Below are 14157 nucleotides of genomic sequence, written 5' to 3'. Positions count from 1 at the left end.
ATTAATACTGATTAAACATTTCCTGGATCTGCTTAGGATCCTTGGTTTGGGTCAGCGCAAGCTGCAGCAGAACACGCGCTTTTTGCGGGTTCAGAGAGCCTGAAGCCACAAACCCGTATTTCGCATCATCAATTTCAGCATCCTGCGTGGTGGAGCCGGTTGGTACACGGGATGAACGCACCACAACGGTACCTTTGTGCGCGGCAGTTGCCAGCGTATCGAAAATGGTTTTATACAGGTTACCGTTACCTACACCCGCACTGACGATCCCGGCGTAACCCGCGTCCACCAGAGCTTTTGCCGGCAGATCGGATGCGTTAGCGTAGTTGTAAACAATCCCAACTTTCGGCAACTCGGTCAGCTTAGAAACATCGAACGGCGTGGATGTGGTGTGCTTACGCGCAGGCGTACGCTGGTAGTCAATCTTACCGTTATGGATGTAGCCCAGCGGGCCATAGTTAACGGATTTGAAGGTGGCGACATCGGTAGTGTTGGTTTTGGTCACGTCGCGACCATCCATAACGGTGTCGTTCATCACCACCAGCACGCCACGGTTGGCAGAGGCTTTGTCTGCTGCGGTAACCACTGCGTTATACAGATTGAACGGGCCATCAGCGCTCATACCTGTAGACGGACGCATTGCGCCGACCAGCACCACCGGCTTGTTGCACTTGACGGTCAGGTCGAGGAAATAGGCGGTTTCTTCCATGGTATCCGTACCATGAGTTACCACGAAGCCGTCGGTTTTATCACACTCGGTATTAATCTTTTTCGCCAGTGTTAACCAGACTTCGTCATTCATATCCTGGGAGCCGATGTTCACCACCTGCTCGCCTTTCACAACGGCGATATCTTTCAACTGAGGTACGGCATCAACCAGATTTTCTACGCCGACCTTGCCTGCCGTGTAGTTAGATTTTGTCGCGGAATCACCGCCGCCGGCAATCGTTCCGCCAGTAGCTAAAATGGTGATGTTTGGCAATGCCAGCGCCGCGCCGCTGAAACCCATAACCAGTGCGGCAAGTGCCGTTCTCTTGAAAAACTCCATGTTATTTCTCCAGTTACTTGAATTTGCAGCATTATGTCTATCTTACAGATGAATAATGTGACGCCATCCAATTAACCAGATTTATATCTCCATCAAATTGTTATTCTTAGAGATGGATATCAAAAAAACAGAAAAGTACAAAATAAAACGGCACAGAATGTTTCTGTGCCGTTAAAAAGAGGTGAAGATTATTTCAGAGCGCTAACCAGCGTTTTACGATCGTTTTCCAGCGTCACGACGCGGGCGCAAACATCTTTACCAAACTGCTGGAAGTCTTGTTCCTGATTCTTCCATTCGTTCTGAATTGAGGTCTGCAAACCGCCGAGGCTTCCGAGTACGCCCTGCAGCGGATTACCACCGCCTTTGAGCACGGCTTTCGCCCCCATCTCGTTGATGCTGTCCTGTAAAATACCGCCCATCGCCTGATTCACCAGCTGTTGTCCATCCGCGCGAACCTGATCAATCGCCTTATAATGGAAGGTCAGGCCGTCAGTACGATGCTCAATGATGCGGTTCATCTGCGCTTTCAACTGCGCATCCAGCTTGGTTAAGCGGCCACGCATGTTGCTGCTTTCGCCGACCTCTTTGGCGATGATTTTGTCCAGCGCCACGCGACCTTTCTCCACGCGCGCTCTGGCACCTTCATCAATCCATGGCAGGCTACTACGCAACGCCGCCTGATAATCTTTGGCCTGCTCACGCTGTGCGGCGTTCAGGTTGTACTGTTTACCGTTAAAGGTAACATCACCGGACTGGGTAATAACCAGGTCGCCGTTCTCCCCCTTCACCTGCACAGTTTGTGGGCTCAAAATCACATCGTCACGCGGGGTGACGCTGCACTGATAATCGGCATGTGCGGCCATCGCCGTGAACGTTAGGACTGCCGCCAGCAGCGTTTTGCGCATCATATCTTTCCCTCAATACAAATCGGGCCGGCATTTGCCGACCCTGTGCTACTTAGTCCCACCAAATATCGAAAAGTTCGCTGGTACGCACTTCTTCAAGTTTGTGTTCTTCCAGCCACTTACGCACGATAGCCTGATGTTCTTCGGTGCATTTGCCGATTTCCTGCAGACAGATCAGACCTTCCCAGGCCAGATAGCCGCTGCCGTCAAAGGCCAGTTTGTTCGGTTCGATAACTTCATTGATAAAGTCATCAACGATTTGATCGACCTGCTCTCCGGATGTACCTTCCGGGAAACGCCATGCAACCGAAAAACCTATTTCCTGGAATTCGTCGATGTGCATCTTTTTACGCAGACGACGGCTACGGTTCTTTGCCATTATTTCACCCTCTCGAACATTAAGTCCCATACGCCGTGGCCAAGACGATGACCACGTTGTTCAAATTTGGTTACCGGGCGCGATTGTGGGCGCGGTACATAATCGTTACTCTCTGACTGGTTTTTATACCCGTCAATTGAGGACATTACTTCCAGCATGTGCTCCGCGTAGGCTTCCCAGTCGGTTGCCATGTGGAACACGCCGCCCAGCTTCAGCTTGCTTAAGATATGCTCAGCAAACGGTACCTGAACGATACGGCGTTTATTATGACGTGCTTTATGCCACGGGTCAGGGAAAAACAGCTGAACCATAGATAAAGAATTGTCAGGAATCATTTTATGCAGGACTTCAACGGCATCATGGCACATGACGCGCAGATTCTCGACGCCCTCTTCATGGGCTGAAGCCAGACACGCGCCAACACCCGGCGAGTGAACCTCAATGCCGAGGAAATTTTGTTCCGGGCACGCTTTCGCCATCGCCACCAGCGAAGCCCCCATACCAAAACCGATTTCCAGCGTGACTGGCGCGTCGCGACCAAACAATACTGCGAAATCCACAGGCTCTTCGCTGAACTCAACGCCCATCACCGGCCAGTAGTTTTCCAGCGCGTGTTCCTGCCCTTTCGTCAGTCGCCCCTGGCGACGAACAAAACTACGAATCCGGCGCAGCGGGCGGCCGTTTTCATCAAATTCCGGTGAAATGACGTCGTTCTTCATAAAAGTTTAGTCTGCTGTGATTGAGTTCTGAAAACGGGCATTATCCAAAGTTAGTTGCCGGATGCAAGTAAAGGAAGAAAGTGAGCAGCGGAAAGTTCCGGTTTACACCCCGTTGCCGCTGTGCTGCAATCTTGCCCCCGGCAATAATGAAACGGTAATCATGCAAGCGTCTCAATTCTCGGCTCAGGTTTTGAGCTGGTACGACAAATACGGGCGGAAAACGCTGCCCTGGCAAATTGACAAGACGCCTTACAAAGTATGGCTCTCTGAGGTGATGCTGCAACAAACTCAGGTTGCCACCGTCATCCCCTATTTTGAGCGCTTTATGGCGCGCTTCCCAACGGTAACGGATTTAGCCCATGCGCCGCTGGATGAAGTCCTGCATTTATGGACCGGGCTGGGCTATTACGCCCGTGCGCGAAATCTGCATAAAGCGGCGCAGCAGGTTGTGACGCTGCATGGCGGCATATTCCCGCAAACCTTTGAAGAGGTGGCCGCCCTGCCTGGCGTCGGGCGTTCAACCGCAGGCGCGATCCTTTCTCTCTCTCTGGGTCAGCATTTTCCGATTCTCGACGGTAACGTCAAACGTGTGCTGGCTCGCTGTTATGCTGTAAGCGGTTGGCCGGGTAAAAAAGAGGTTGAAAAGAAACTGTGGGAGTTGAGCGAGCGGGTTACGCCTGCCCACGGCGTTGAGCGATTTAATCAGGCGATGATGGATTTAGGCGCCATGGTCTGTACGCGCTCAAAACCTAAATGTTCCCTGTGTCCGTTGGAAAATGGCTGTGTGGCAAGCGCCAATGCAAGCTGGGCGCAGTACCCAGGTAAAAAACCCAAACAGACGCTACCGGAACGGACGGGCTATTTTTTACTGATGCAGCATGATGAAGAGGTGTTGCTCGCGCAGCGGCCACCCAGCGGCTTATGGGGTGGTTTATACTGTTTTCCGCAGTTTGACGATGAAGATGGGCTACGCAACTGGCTGGCGCAACGACAAATTAACGCAGATAATCTGACCCAACTTAATGCGTTTCGCCATACCTTTAGCCATTTCCACTTAGATATTGTGCCTATGTGGCTTCCCGTGTCTTCATTCAGCTCATGCATGGATGAAGGCAACGCGCTCTGGTATAACTTAGCGCAACCGCCGTCGGTCGGACTGGCGGCCCCCGTGGAGCGTTTGTTACAGCAATTACGTGCCGGCACCCAGGTTTAACGTACCGGTCGATAGAGAGGATTTTTTATGAGCAGAACGATTTTTTGCACTTTCCTGCAACGCGAAGCAGAAGGACAGGATTTTCAGCTGTACCCGGGCGATCTGGGAAAACGTATCTATAACGAAATTTCTAAAGAAGCATGGGCGCAATGGCAGCATAAGCAAACCATGCTGATTAACGAGAAAAAACTCAATATGATGAACGTCGAACACCGTAAGTTACTGGAACAGGAAATGATTAACTTCCTGTTTGAAGGTAAGGATGTGCATATTGAAGGCTATACGCCAGAGTCATAAGAACCGTTGCCGGATGGCGCTGCGCTGATCCGGCCTACGATTTAATCTGGTCCTTGCAAATAACAAACACAACACGCACTCCCGGAATGATGAAAAAATTTCTCGCGCTTACCGTTATTGCGCCGTTGCTCATCTCCTGTTCCAGTTCGACCAAAAAAGGCGATTCCTATAACGAAGCCTGGGTCAAGGATACCAACGGTTTTGATATTCTGATGGGGCAATTTGCCCATAACATTGAGAACCTGTGGGGATTTAAGGAAGTGCTGATTGCGGGTCCGAAGGACTACGTCAAGTATACCGATCAGTACCAAACCCGCAGCCATATCAACTTTGATGACGGTACGATAACCGTCGAGACCATTGCCGGGACAGATCCCGCCGGACACCTGCGCCGGGCGATTATCAAGACGTTGCTGATGGGCGATGATCCGGGTTCTATCGACCTCTATTCCGATGTCGATGACATTAAGATTTCCAAAGAGCCGTTCCTGTACGGACAGGTGGTTGATAATACCGGCCAGCCCATTCGTTGGGAGGGACGTGCCACCAACTTTGCCAACTATCTGCTGCAAACGCGACTTAAAAGCCGCAGCAATGGCCTGCGTATCATCTATAGCGTAACGATCAATCTGGTGCCGAACCACCTTGATAAGCGTGCGCATAAGTACGTCGGCATGGTGCGCCAGGCTTCTCGTAAGTATGGCGTCGACGAGTCGCTGATTCTGGCCATCATGCAAACCGAATCCTCGTTTAACCCCTATGCGGTCAGCCATGCCGATGCGCTGGGGCTGATGCAGGTGGTACAGCACAGCGCCGGGAAAGATGTGTTCCGCTCGCAAGGTCGCTCAGGCACGCCAAGCCGTAGTTTCCTGTTTGACCCAGCCAGCAACATTGATACCGGTACCGCTTATCTGGCAATGCTCAACAATGTCTATTTGGGTGGCATCGATAATCCAACCTCGCGTCGCTATGCGGTGATCACCGCGTATAACGGCGGCGCGGGCAGCGTGCTGCGCGTATTCTCGAACGATAAAATTCAGGCCGCGAATATTATTAACAGCATGTCCCCGGGAGACGTTTATCAAACGCTGACCACCCGACACCCTTCTGCTGAATCACGTCGATACCTTTACAAGGTCAATTCCGCACAAAAATCATATCGACGCCACTAATGTATTCCTCTTCTGCCCCCTGAAACGGGGGCCAGAAGAGCCAAAAACGTTAACCCCATCACTCTTTTGCTTTGCAATCAGAAATTGTTTGCAAATATTTGTCACAGGTAACAAAAAAAGAGTGCCTCTCGTTGATAGAATCACATCATATAGCCACGGCAAATGTGCCTTTTAAAACATTCATCCGCATTACGGTGTGAGGAAATTAACATGAATCTTAAGCTGCAGCTGAAAGTTCTCTCGTTTCTGCAGTTCTGCTTATGGGGTAGTTGGCTCACTACCCTCGGCTCCTATATGTTTGTCACCCTTAAATTCGATGGTGCATCCATTGGCGCAGTATATAGCTCGCTGGGGATCGCCGCCGTGTTTATGCCTACACTGTTAGGGATCGTGGCTGACAAATGGATCAGTGCGAAATGGGTTTATACTATTTGCCACCTGGTCGGCGCTGCAACGCTGTTCGCCGCAGCCGAGGTCACCACGCCAGGCGCCATGTTCTTTGTGATCTTGCTTAACTCCCTGGCCTATATGCCAACGTTGGGGTTAATCAACACTATCTCTTACTACCGCCTGCAGTCAGCCGGGATGGATATCGTTACGGACTTCCCGCCAATCCGTATCTGGGGCACCATCGGTTTTATTATGGCAATGTGGGCCGTAAGCTTCTCCGGCTTTGAACTGAGCCATATGCAGCTGTATATCGGTGCGACGCTGTCCGTGGTACTGGCGCTGTTCACCCTGACGCTGCCGCATATTCCGGTCGCTAACCAGCAGAAAAACCAGAGCTGGACGTCTATGCTCGGCCTGGATGCCTTCGCGCTGTTTAAAAACAAGCGTATGGCGATTTTCTTTATTTTCTCGATGATGCTGGGCGCAGAGCTGCAAATTACCAATATGTTTGGTAATACCTTCCTGCACAGCTTCGATAACAACCCGCTGTTCTCCGGCAGCTTCATCGTTGAACACGCATCGGTGATGATGTCGATTTCGCAGATTTCCGAGACCCTGTTTATCCTGACCATCCCGTTCTTCTTAAGCCGTTACGGCATTAAGAACGTGATGCTTATCAGTATTGTGGCGTGGATGCTGCGCTTCGGCCTGTTTGCCTACGGCGATCCGACACCGTTCGGTACCGTGCTGCTGGTGCTGTCGATGATTGTTTACGGCTGCGCCTTCGACTTCTTCAACATCTCTGGCTCTGTATTCGTAGAGAAAGAAGTTCGCCCTGAGATCCGCGCCAGCGCACAGGGTATGTTCCTGATGATGACCAACGGCTTCGGTTGTATTCTGGGCGGGCTGGTGAGCGGTAAAGTCGTTGAATACTATACGTTGAACGGTATTACCGACTGGCAGACCGTGTGGCTAATCTTCGCAGGTTACTCGCTGGTTCTGGCTTTTGCCTTCGTTGCGCTGTTTAAATACAAACACGTACGCGTTCCGGCTGGCACCCAGACTATCGCGCACTAATCTTTATTGATGAAAGAAGGTCACCAGATGGTGACCTTCTTTTTGTCCAGATGGCGCTTACTTCAAAACATATCCATACAGACGTTTAATGCCGTCTGCATCTGTCTCACTGTAAACCCCTTGCAGCTCCGGCGAGAAGCCCGGCAGCAGGTTTACACCCTCTTCCAGCGCCAGGAAGTAACGTTGTACCACCCCGCCCCAGACTTCGCCTGGCACCACGCACAGCACGCCCGGAGGATAAGGCAGCGCACCTTCCGCCGCAATGCGCCCAGCGGCATCACAAATACGCACCAGTTCAACATCACCGCGGATAAAAACGCTGTTGGCATCCTGCGGGTTCATCGCCACGGCAGGTAAACTCTCCTGACGGAACATCGCTTTTTGCAGATCTTTCACATCAAAGCTTACGTACAGTGAGTGCATCTCCTGACACAGTTCACGCAGCGTGTAATCCCGGTAACGTACCGGATACTTATTGAAGATGGTGGGTAGCACATCTGCCAGCGGCGTATCGTCTTCAATATGCTGCTCAAACTGCGCCAGCATCGCCACCAGTTGTGCCAGTTTCTCCGCGCTTTCTGCCGGGGTCAGCAGGAACAGAATCGAGTTAAGGTCGCATTTCTCCGGCACTATGCCGTTTTCCCGCAGGTAATGCGCCAGAATCGTCGCCGGAATACCAAAGTCGGTATATTGCCCGGTTTGCGCATCAATACCCGGAGTGGTTAACAGCAGTTTGCAGGGGTCGACAAAATACTGGTCGCGCGCGTAGCCGGAAAAACCATGCCATTTAGCGCCAGGTTCAAAGCTAAAGAAGCGACGCTCGCTGGCAATCACCTGCGTCGGATAGCTTTCCCACGGTTTGCCATCAACTACCGGAGGAATAAACGGCTGAATCATCTTGCAGCGGGTAAGAATCGCTTTACGGGCCTCAATCCCCAGTGCCACACACTCCGCCCATAGCCGACGGCCACTCTCCCCTTCGTGGATTTTGGCGTTAACGTCCAGCGCCGCAAACAGCGGGTAAAACGGACTGGTGGAAGCATGCAGCATAAACGCATTGTTCAGACGCTTATGCGGGCAGAATCGCGCCTGGCCGCGAATATGGTTATCCTTTTTGTGGATCTGTGAGGTTTGCGAAAATCCGGCCTGCTGTTTGTGCACCGACTGAGTGACAAAGATCCCCGGATCGTTAGCATCAAGATCCAGCAGCAGCGGTGACCCATCGGCCATCATCGGAATAAATTGTTCGTAACCGACCCATGCCGAGTCAAACAGGATGTAATCACACAGATGACCGATCTTGTCGATCACCTGCCGGGCATTGTAGATCGTACCATCATAGGTACCGAGTTGAATGATCGCCAGACGGAACGGGCGCGGCCGATCGGCCTTTTGCGGCGCAACGTCACGAAGTAGCTGGCGCAGATACTCCTCATCAAAGCAGTGCTCGTCAATGCCGCCAATAAAGCCAAACGGATTACGCGCAGCTTCCAGATAAACCGGCGTAGCGCCGGCCTGGATCAGCGCGCCGTGATGGTTCGACTTATGGTTGTTGCGGTCAAACAGCACCAGATCGCCGCGCGTCAGCAGCGCATTGGTCACCACTTTATTGGCCGCCGAGGTCCCGTTCAGCACAAAGTAGGTTTTATCCGCGTGGAAAACTTTCGCAGCAAATTTCTGTGCATGTTTCGCAGATCCTTCATGAATCAGCAGATCGCCAAGCTTAACGTCGGCGTTGCACATATCCGCGCGAAACAGATTCTCGCCAAAGAACTCGTAGAAATGCCGGCCCGCCGGATGCTTCTTAAAAAACTCACCGTGTTGGTGCCCCGGGCAGGCAAACGTGCTGTTCCCCATTTCGACATACTGGGTGAGCGTGTCATAGAACGGCGGCAGCAGCTCTTCCTCATACTGGCAGGCAGCAGACTCCAGCTCCAGCCAGTCCTGAGCCTGACCGCAAATGACCGCATTTATACCCGCAGGCACATCGACATCGACATCAGATTCTGCGAACAAAAAGACCGGTATATGAAAACCGGTGCGTTTCAACAAAGCCAGGATCCCACTGCGGCTGTCCGCAACGGTAATGACGACTGCCGCAACGTCAGTAAAATCGGTACCATCCAGCGACACCACCTGACGATGACTGGACAGACGAGAAACCAGTTCACCACTGGCGGCAATTTTCATTGATTTCATAAGCGCAATAACCCGTTTCGGGAAAATCAAAAGTCCCGGACAAAGCCGCATTGCTTTGCCCACGAAATGACAGGTCAAACTGGTTACCAGCCCCGACCGCCAGACATCAGTAAAAGCAGATAGCCTCTGATTTTACTGTTATCCTGCAGTGAGCGTGCGCTGCCCTCACCGCATGGTGAGTGCATAAAGATAAGTCGCAGGAAGGGGTAAACGTCGCGCAAAAAGGCGATATTGAAGGCGATGTAGGGGGAATAATATCATCCCAGGCAGCCCCATTCAGACAGGAGAAAATTCGCGCAATCATGGCACCTTTCACTTACAGGCGCAAGATAAAATCCGGTGCCAAAACCTCACAGATAAACAAGCATTTCGTCTGAAAATAGCGGCATAATAATGCAATCTGAAACATAATTTTACCCAGCTAATTGCCTTTAGCATCAAGACGATAATGGGTATGCAGGAGCAAATGTGGTAATCGGACCCTTTATTAATGCCAGCGCCATTTTATGTGGTGGCGTTCTCGGCGCGCTGCTTAGCCAGCATATACCAGAACGCATTCGGGTCTCCATGACCTCTATTTTCGGACTGGCTTCGCTAGGGATTGGTATCTTGCTGGTTATCAAATGCGCCAACCTACCGGTGATGGTTCTGGCAACGCTGATCGGCGCATTAATTGGCGAGTTTTGTCATCTGGAAAAAGGGATCAATGCTGCGGTCGCCAAAGCGCAGCAGGTTTTCACCCGTTCTGATGCCAATGCAACGCACGAATCTTTTATTCAAAGCTATGTAGCTATCATCGTGCTGTTTTGCGCCAGCGGTACCGGGATCTTCGGTGCGATACATGAAGGGATGACCGGCGATCCTAATATTTTAATCGCAAAGTCGTTTCTCGATTTCTTCACAGCTATCATCTTTGCCTGTTCGTTGGGAATTGCAGTATCCGCCATTTGCATACCGATGCTGACAATCCAGTTATCGCTTGCTACCTGTGCAGCACTGATTTTACCCCTGACAACGCCAGCTATGATGGCCGATTTCAGCGCCGTAGGCGGGCTATTGCTGCTGGCAACCGGTTTACGTATTTGCGGCATCAAGATGTTTGCGGTTGTGAATATGCTTCCTGCTCTGCTGCTGGCAATGCCGCTTTCCGCCGCGTGGACGGCATTTTTTGCCTGAGAATGCGTGCAATTGCAGCAATGTGGTGATAGATTGTGCAGTCTGCATTGAATTGAAGAAATTTCGTTGACGAAGCGAAGCGAATCGGGTTTAATGCGCCTCGTTGCCCGGATAGCTCAGTCGGTAGAGCAGGGGATTGAAAATCCCCGTGTCCTTGGTTCGATTCCGAGTCCGGGCACCACTATTTAAAGAACCCAGCCTATGGCTGGGTTTTTGCTTTTGGAGAAACGGACTCTCCATCGAACTTCGTTCGATTATTCGCCGCCAGCGGCTCACCCCTGCGGGGCCAGCGCGACAAGCGCGCTGTTCAACGCCTACGGCGTTAGTCCGAGTCCGGGCACCACTATTTAAAGAACCCAGCCTATGGCTGGGTTTTTGCTTTTGGAGAAACGGACTCTCCATCGAACTTCGTTCGATTATTCGCCGCCAGCGGCTCACCCCTGCGGGGCCAGCGCGACAAGCGCGCTGTTCAACGCCTACGGCGTTAGTCCGAGTCCGGGCACCACTATTTAAAGAACCCGCCCAAAAGGCGGGTTTTTGCTTTTGGAGAATAGTGACTATTCTCTCCTCACCGAATTTTGTTTCAACAGCGCATAACGATTAAGAAGCTGATTAATCCGCATATCAAGCTGCTGATACAAAGCGGGTGATACACTCCCCTGCACTTTGAACTCTTCATCTATTTGACGTAACAACTCTTCTGTCGGCGGCGTTTCGTCAAGCTGGCGGCGGATAGTGAAAATGGCTGATTTCAGCTCCGACCCGGTCAGATATTTACCTTTACGTTCATCAAGCGCATTTAGCTGGGCGGTTAACGCTTCCAGCCCCTGCTGAGCATTATGCCAGTTTTGCAGAGCGCTTTCCGGCAACGCTTCGGTAGCTAACTGTTTTTGTAACCCGCTTTCAAATACTGTAGTCTGCGATTCTTCAGGCCACAGGGTAACTACCTGCTGCGCTAATGATGCGGCATATTCTCGCGACCACAAAGGTGACAGGCGATATAAAATATCCAATTGCCCTTGCGTTGCAACGATTATTTCCTGCTTCTGATCCTTCAAATCTGAGGACTGCTTCAACGCGGATAATTGTTCAGGCGTCAGCACCTGAGGCAATGGCTTGATCAGATCATATCCGTCAGCCCGCATATGACTGGTGCCAAGAAAAGCGCCTGCGCTCGCTGCCGCAGCAACGATAAAACCGATAGCAAACCCCAGCCACATCCGTCTGGTTCCCCCCTCGATTTGAGTAGTAAAAACCGCTGCGCTTGATTGCCCGGGTGATGCGGGTTCATTGACCACAAATACCAACTGTGGCGAAGACGTCTCAACATTATTAGTCGTACCTGAAGCCGGTATTATCACAACGGCCGATCCCGAATCCGCTTCAGACTTCTCCAGACGCAAAGCGGCATTGTGCATCCAGGTAACAACAGCCTCCATTTTACTAAGCGCTTTCAATTCAAGCCGTTGCAGCACTGCGCAGGCATGTTTTAAACTTTGTTCAACCCGATACACTTTTGATAAATCAGCATATGACAGCGTTAGGGTACGCAATTCTTGCTGTAAGCGGACAGACAACCATGCCAGGATCTCAACGCGGGCATGGGTTTGCTGTGGCCATATTGCACTCCAGTGATGCGTCAGTAATGCTTCCAGAAGTTCCGTGCTTTCGGCAAGTCCCTCCAGTCCCGCATTACGTATTCTGGCGACGGTGTACCAGGCAAGTGTTTGCAGTTCGACTCCGTTATGACGAAACAGCGCCAGGCTTAACTGTTCAACCTTTTGCCAGTCAACGTCCGGACGCGCAGGGTGAGTCAGCTTGCTAATTTCATCGCGTAATTGCCCAAACTCCATGAAAGCACGTGGGTCTCCCCCGGTGCTGATGCGATTCTTTTCCATGTCAGTACACTCCAGTCTCAAGCCAACCCTGCCTCTTGAGGTGCCGAATCAGAACCCGCCCCTCAGGGGTAAAATCAGTGCCATAGCGAACAATGCCCAGGTCTTGCAGTTCAGCATCAATGGAATAACGCAAATGTCCCGGTGTTTCCTGCTGCTGCATCGTTACCTGAATTCCTTTTAGCCGCGGTTCATACTTCAACAAAACCTGAGAAAGCGTGCTAATAAGCTGATGTGCCGTACCTGGCATACCCTGGAGGATTTTGGTCATATCAGGCAAACCATAATCGGGTATATGTTTGAGACTACCTGCACGAGTATTCAAAATGCGCTGCATATTATCGAGGACGGATAAGATGACCTGCGTGTTTTCGCTGACTGCGTGCAAAGGAAAACCACCGGAAAAATTACCCAGCAAGATGTCATAAAGTGAAGGCTGCTTGACCATTACTCGCCCTCCTGCGCCATGAGTGCCAGAGTCTGGGTATTTAATTCGATCACTCGCGCATTATCAGGATCGAGATCTTCACGACGTAATACCACGCGCCAAGAATCTTCAGACAGATCGGGAGAAATAAACATTCCCGCCACGGCAACATATTGCGCTTCGTTTTCGAATGGAAAACAGCGTTCGCACCTGGCTAATAAGATTTTTATCGGCTGCTATCCTCCATTCAGGATGCGCCTGAAGGTTTTCTCCCCAGAATTGCCAGAGCCCAGGGCCAACGCCCTGCCATGATGCGCGCGAAATACCCGCTCGCTCCGGCCAGTCTTGCATCAGCGCCTGACTAAAAAATGACGCCTCCATCTGCTCAGGCCGCGAAAGCATCAGATACATTTTCAACTGGTTGTAGGCGATCTTTGCCTGGGCGGCAAACTGCGGGCTGTCTGGAGCCAGTCGGGTTAAAGCCGTTAATTCCTGGGTAAGATGTTGGGCGGCTTCATCACGCAGGAGCGGAATAGCGATACGCGTATAGCGCGGCCATAGTGCATCCAGCAGAGCATCATTTTGGCTTAAGCCGAAACGGTAGTACCACGGCGTCCCATTCTGCTGACGCCAGCGAAGCATGCCTGGCGTTTGCTGCAGAGCAGACAGCGCCGTAAGACGCTCGGCGAGCGGTTTATCCGCACCGCCTGCCAGGCTCGCCTGGTCCAGACTTTCGCCAATCAGATTGCGATTAGCCAGAAAAGATACCACCATTCCCGCCCCCCATAGCAGCATCAAACCGGCTGTACAGACGGCCAACACGCGCATCCCTGAACGGCCTGTACGCTGTGCCTTTAGTTCAGCAGGTAACGCAGGGAGTGAATCAAGCAGCGCACGCCAGCGCTCATCACGCATCCAGGCATGCGCGATGAGCGATGAAGTATCTTCCGCATACTGGCTCATGATTACCGCCGCCAGCGGCAGAGGCCGATGCGGGCTGAAAAAAGTGGACAACGATTCGCTGATGGCTTCTGCGCCAGGCATCAGCAAATTAGCCATTTTCAGTAAGAAATTATCGCGGATATTTCGCGTAACCTGCTGCGTACCCTGCTCCGCCATCTGCATTGCCAACGAGGTCAACTGCGAACGACATAAAGCCGTGGTGCATCCTGCAGGGAACAAACACGTCGCAGAGTGCAAGGTTACGTCATCCCGGACGAATTGAGCGCCATTCAGCGACCAAAGGTATACCGGTACTCG

The 14157-nt window shown here is 51.7% G+C and carries 13 protein-coding genes and 1 tRNA gene; 6 read left to right on the top strand and 8 right to left on the bottom strand.

Annotated features, from left to right (window positions below):
* Position 1: 1 nt before the first annotated feature.
* The 4 genes from ansB to trmB all read right to left on the bottom strand — a co-directional run bounded on the left by ansB (position 2) and on the right by trmB (position 3051).
* A complete protein-coding gene (gene ansB / locus WHR59_RS03815; protein WP_043017547.1) occupies positions 2-1048 on the bottom strand; it encodes an L-asparaginase 2 in 1047 nt (348 codons plus the stop codon).
* 188 nt (positions 1049-1236) lie between these two features.
* The gene (locus tag WHR59_RS03810; protein WP_043017548.1) at positions 1237-1956 is read right to left on the bottom strand and encodes a DUF2884 domain-containing protein; all 720 of its coding nucleotides are present in this window, start codon (positions 1954-1956) and stop codon (positions 1237-1239) included.
* Between the two features lie 49 nt (positions 1957-2005).
* On the bottom strand, positions 2006-2332 hold the full coding sequence (locus WHR59_RS03805) for a YggL family protein (RefSeq protein ID WP_043017549.1): 327 nt from the start codon (positions 2330-2332) through the stop codon (positions 2006-2008).
* Positions 2332-3051 (bottom strand): tRNA (guanosine(46)-N7)-methyltransferase TrmB, encoded by a 720-nt coding sequence (trmB, locus tag WHR59_RS03800; protein ID WP_043017550.1) that lies wholly within the window; start codon positions 3049-3051, stop codon positions 2332-2334. The genes WHR59_RS03805 and trmB overlap by 1 nt, the downstream gene beginning before the upstream one ends.
* A 160-nt stretch (positions 3052-3211) precedes the next feature.
* Here trmB and mutY point away from each other — a divergent pair, with 160 nt between their 5' ends.
* The 4 genes from mutY to WHR59_RS03780 all read left to right on the top strand — a co-directional run bounded on the left by mutY (position 3212) and on the right by WHR59_RS03780 (position 7200).
* The gene (mutY, locus tag WHR59_RS03795; protein WP_043017992.1) at positions 3212-4264 is read left to right on the top strand and encodes an A/G-specific adenine glycosylase; all 1053 of its coding nucleotides are present in this window, start codon (positions 3212-3214) and stop codon (positions 4262-4264) included.
* 27 nt (positions 4265-4291) lie between these two features.
* Positions 4292-4561 carry an oxidative damage protection protein gene (locus WHR59_RS03790; RefSeq protein WP_003027126.1) on the top strand — a complete coding sequence of 90 codons (270 nt, stop codon included), beginning with the start codon at positions 4292-4294 and terminating at the stop codon, positions 4559-4561.
* 86 nt (positions 4562-4647) lie between these two features.
* Positions 4648-5733, top strand: a complete 1086-nt coding sequence (gene mltC / locus WHR59_RS03785) for a membrane-bound lytic murein transglycosylase MltC (protein ID WP_087052015.1) — start codon at positions 4648-4650, stop codon at positions 5731-5733.
* 210 nt (positions 5734-5943) lie between these two features.
* Positions 5944-7200, top strand: a complete 1257-nt coding sequence (locus WHR59_RS03780; protein WP_043017551.1) for a nucleoside permease — start codon at positions 5944-5946, stop codon at positions 7198-7200.
* A 57-nt stretch (positions 7201-7257) separates the two neighbouring features.
* On the opposite strand, the gene WHR59_RS03775 is transcribed toward WHR59_RS03780, so the two are convergent.
* Positions 7258-9399 carry an ornithine decarboxylase gene (locus WHR59_RS03775; RefSeq protein WP_181634322.1) on the bottom strand — a complete coding sequence of 714 codons (2142 nt, stop codon included), beginning with the start codon at positions 9397-9399 and terminating at the stop codon, positions 7258-7260.
* 468 nt (positions 9400-9867) lie between these two features.
* On the opposite strand from WHR59_RS03775, the gene WHR59_RS03770 reads away from it, so the two are divergent.
* Both WHR59_RS03770 and WHR59_RS03765 read left to right on the top strand, forming a co-directional pair.
* Positions 9868-10575, top strand: coding sequence for a DUF554 domain-containing protein (locus WHR59_RS03770; protein ID WP_080626117.1), 708 nt, complete (start codon positions 9868-9870; stop codon positions 10573-10575).
* Positions 10576-10680: 105 nt separating this feature from the next.
* Positions 10681-10756 (top strand) — tRNA-Phe (locus WHR59_RS03765).
* 376 nt (positions 10757-11132) lie between these two features.
* Here the strand turns inward: WHR59_RS03765 and WHR59_RS03760 are convergent.
* The 3 genes from WHR59_RS03760 to WHR59_RS24450 form a co-directional block, all read right to left on the bottom strand.
* Positions 11133-12473 (bottom strand): VasL domain-containing protein, encoded by a 1341-nt coding sequence (locus WHR59_RS03760; RefSeq protein WP_338843597.1) that lies wholly within the window; start codon positions 12471-12473, stop codon positions 11133-11135.
* 1 nt (position 12474) lies between these two features.
* Complete coding sequence (gene tssE, locus WHR59_RS03755) at positions 12475-12918, bottom strand: type VI secretion system baseplate subunit TssE (protein ID WP_043017589.1); 444 nt, start codon at positions 12916-12918, stop codon at positions 12475-12477.
* A gap of 108 nt (positions 12919-13026) precedes the next feature.
* Entirely contained in the window at positions 13027-14097 is a 1071-nt protein-coding gene (locus tag WHR59_RS24450; protein ID WP_422388586.1) for an ImcF-related family protein, read from the bottom strand.
* Positions 14098-14157: the final 60 nt, after the last annotated feature.

This window comes from Citrobacter europaeus, from assembly GCF_037482245.1.
GTDB lineage: Bacteria > Pseudomonadota > Gammaproteobacteria > Enterobacterales > Enterobacteriaceae > Citrobacter > Citrobacter europaeus.
The sequence above is the reverse complement of the archived record's forward strand: the minus strand, read 5'-3'. Positions and strand labels throughout refer to the sequence as shown.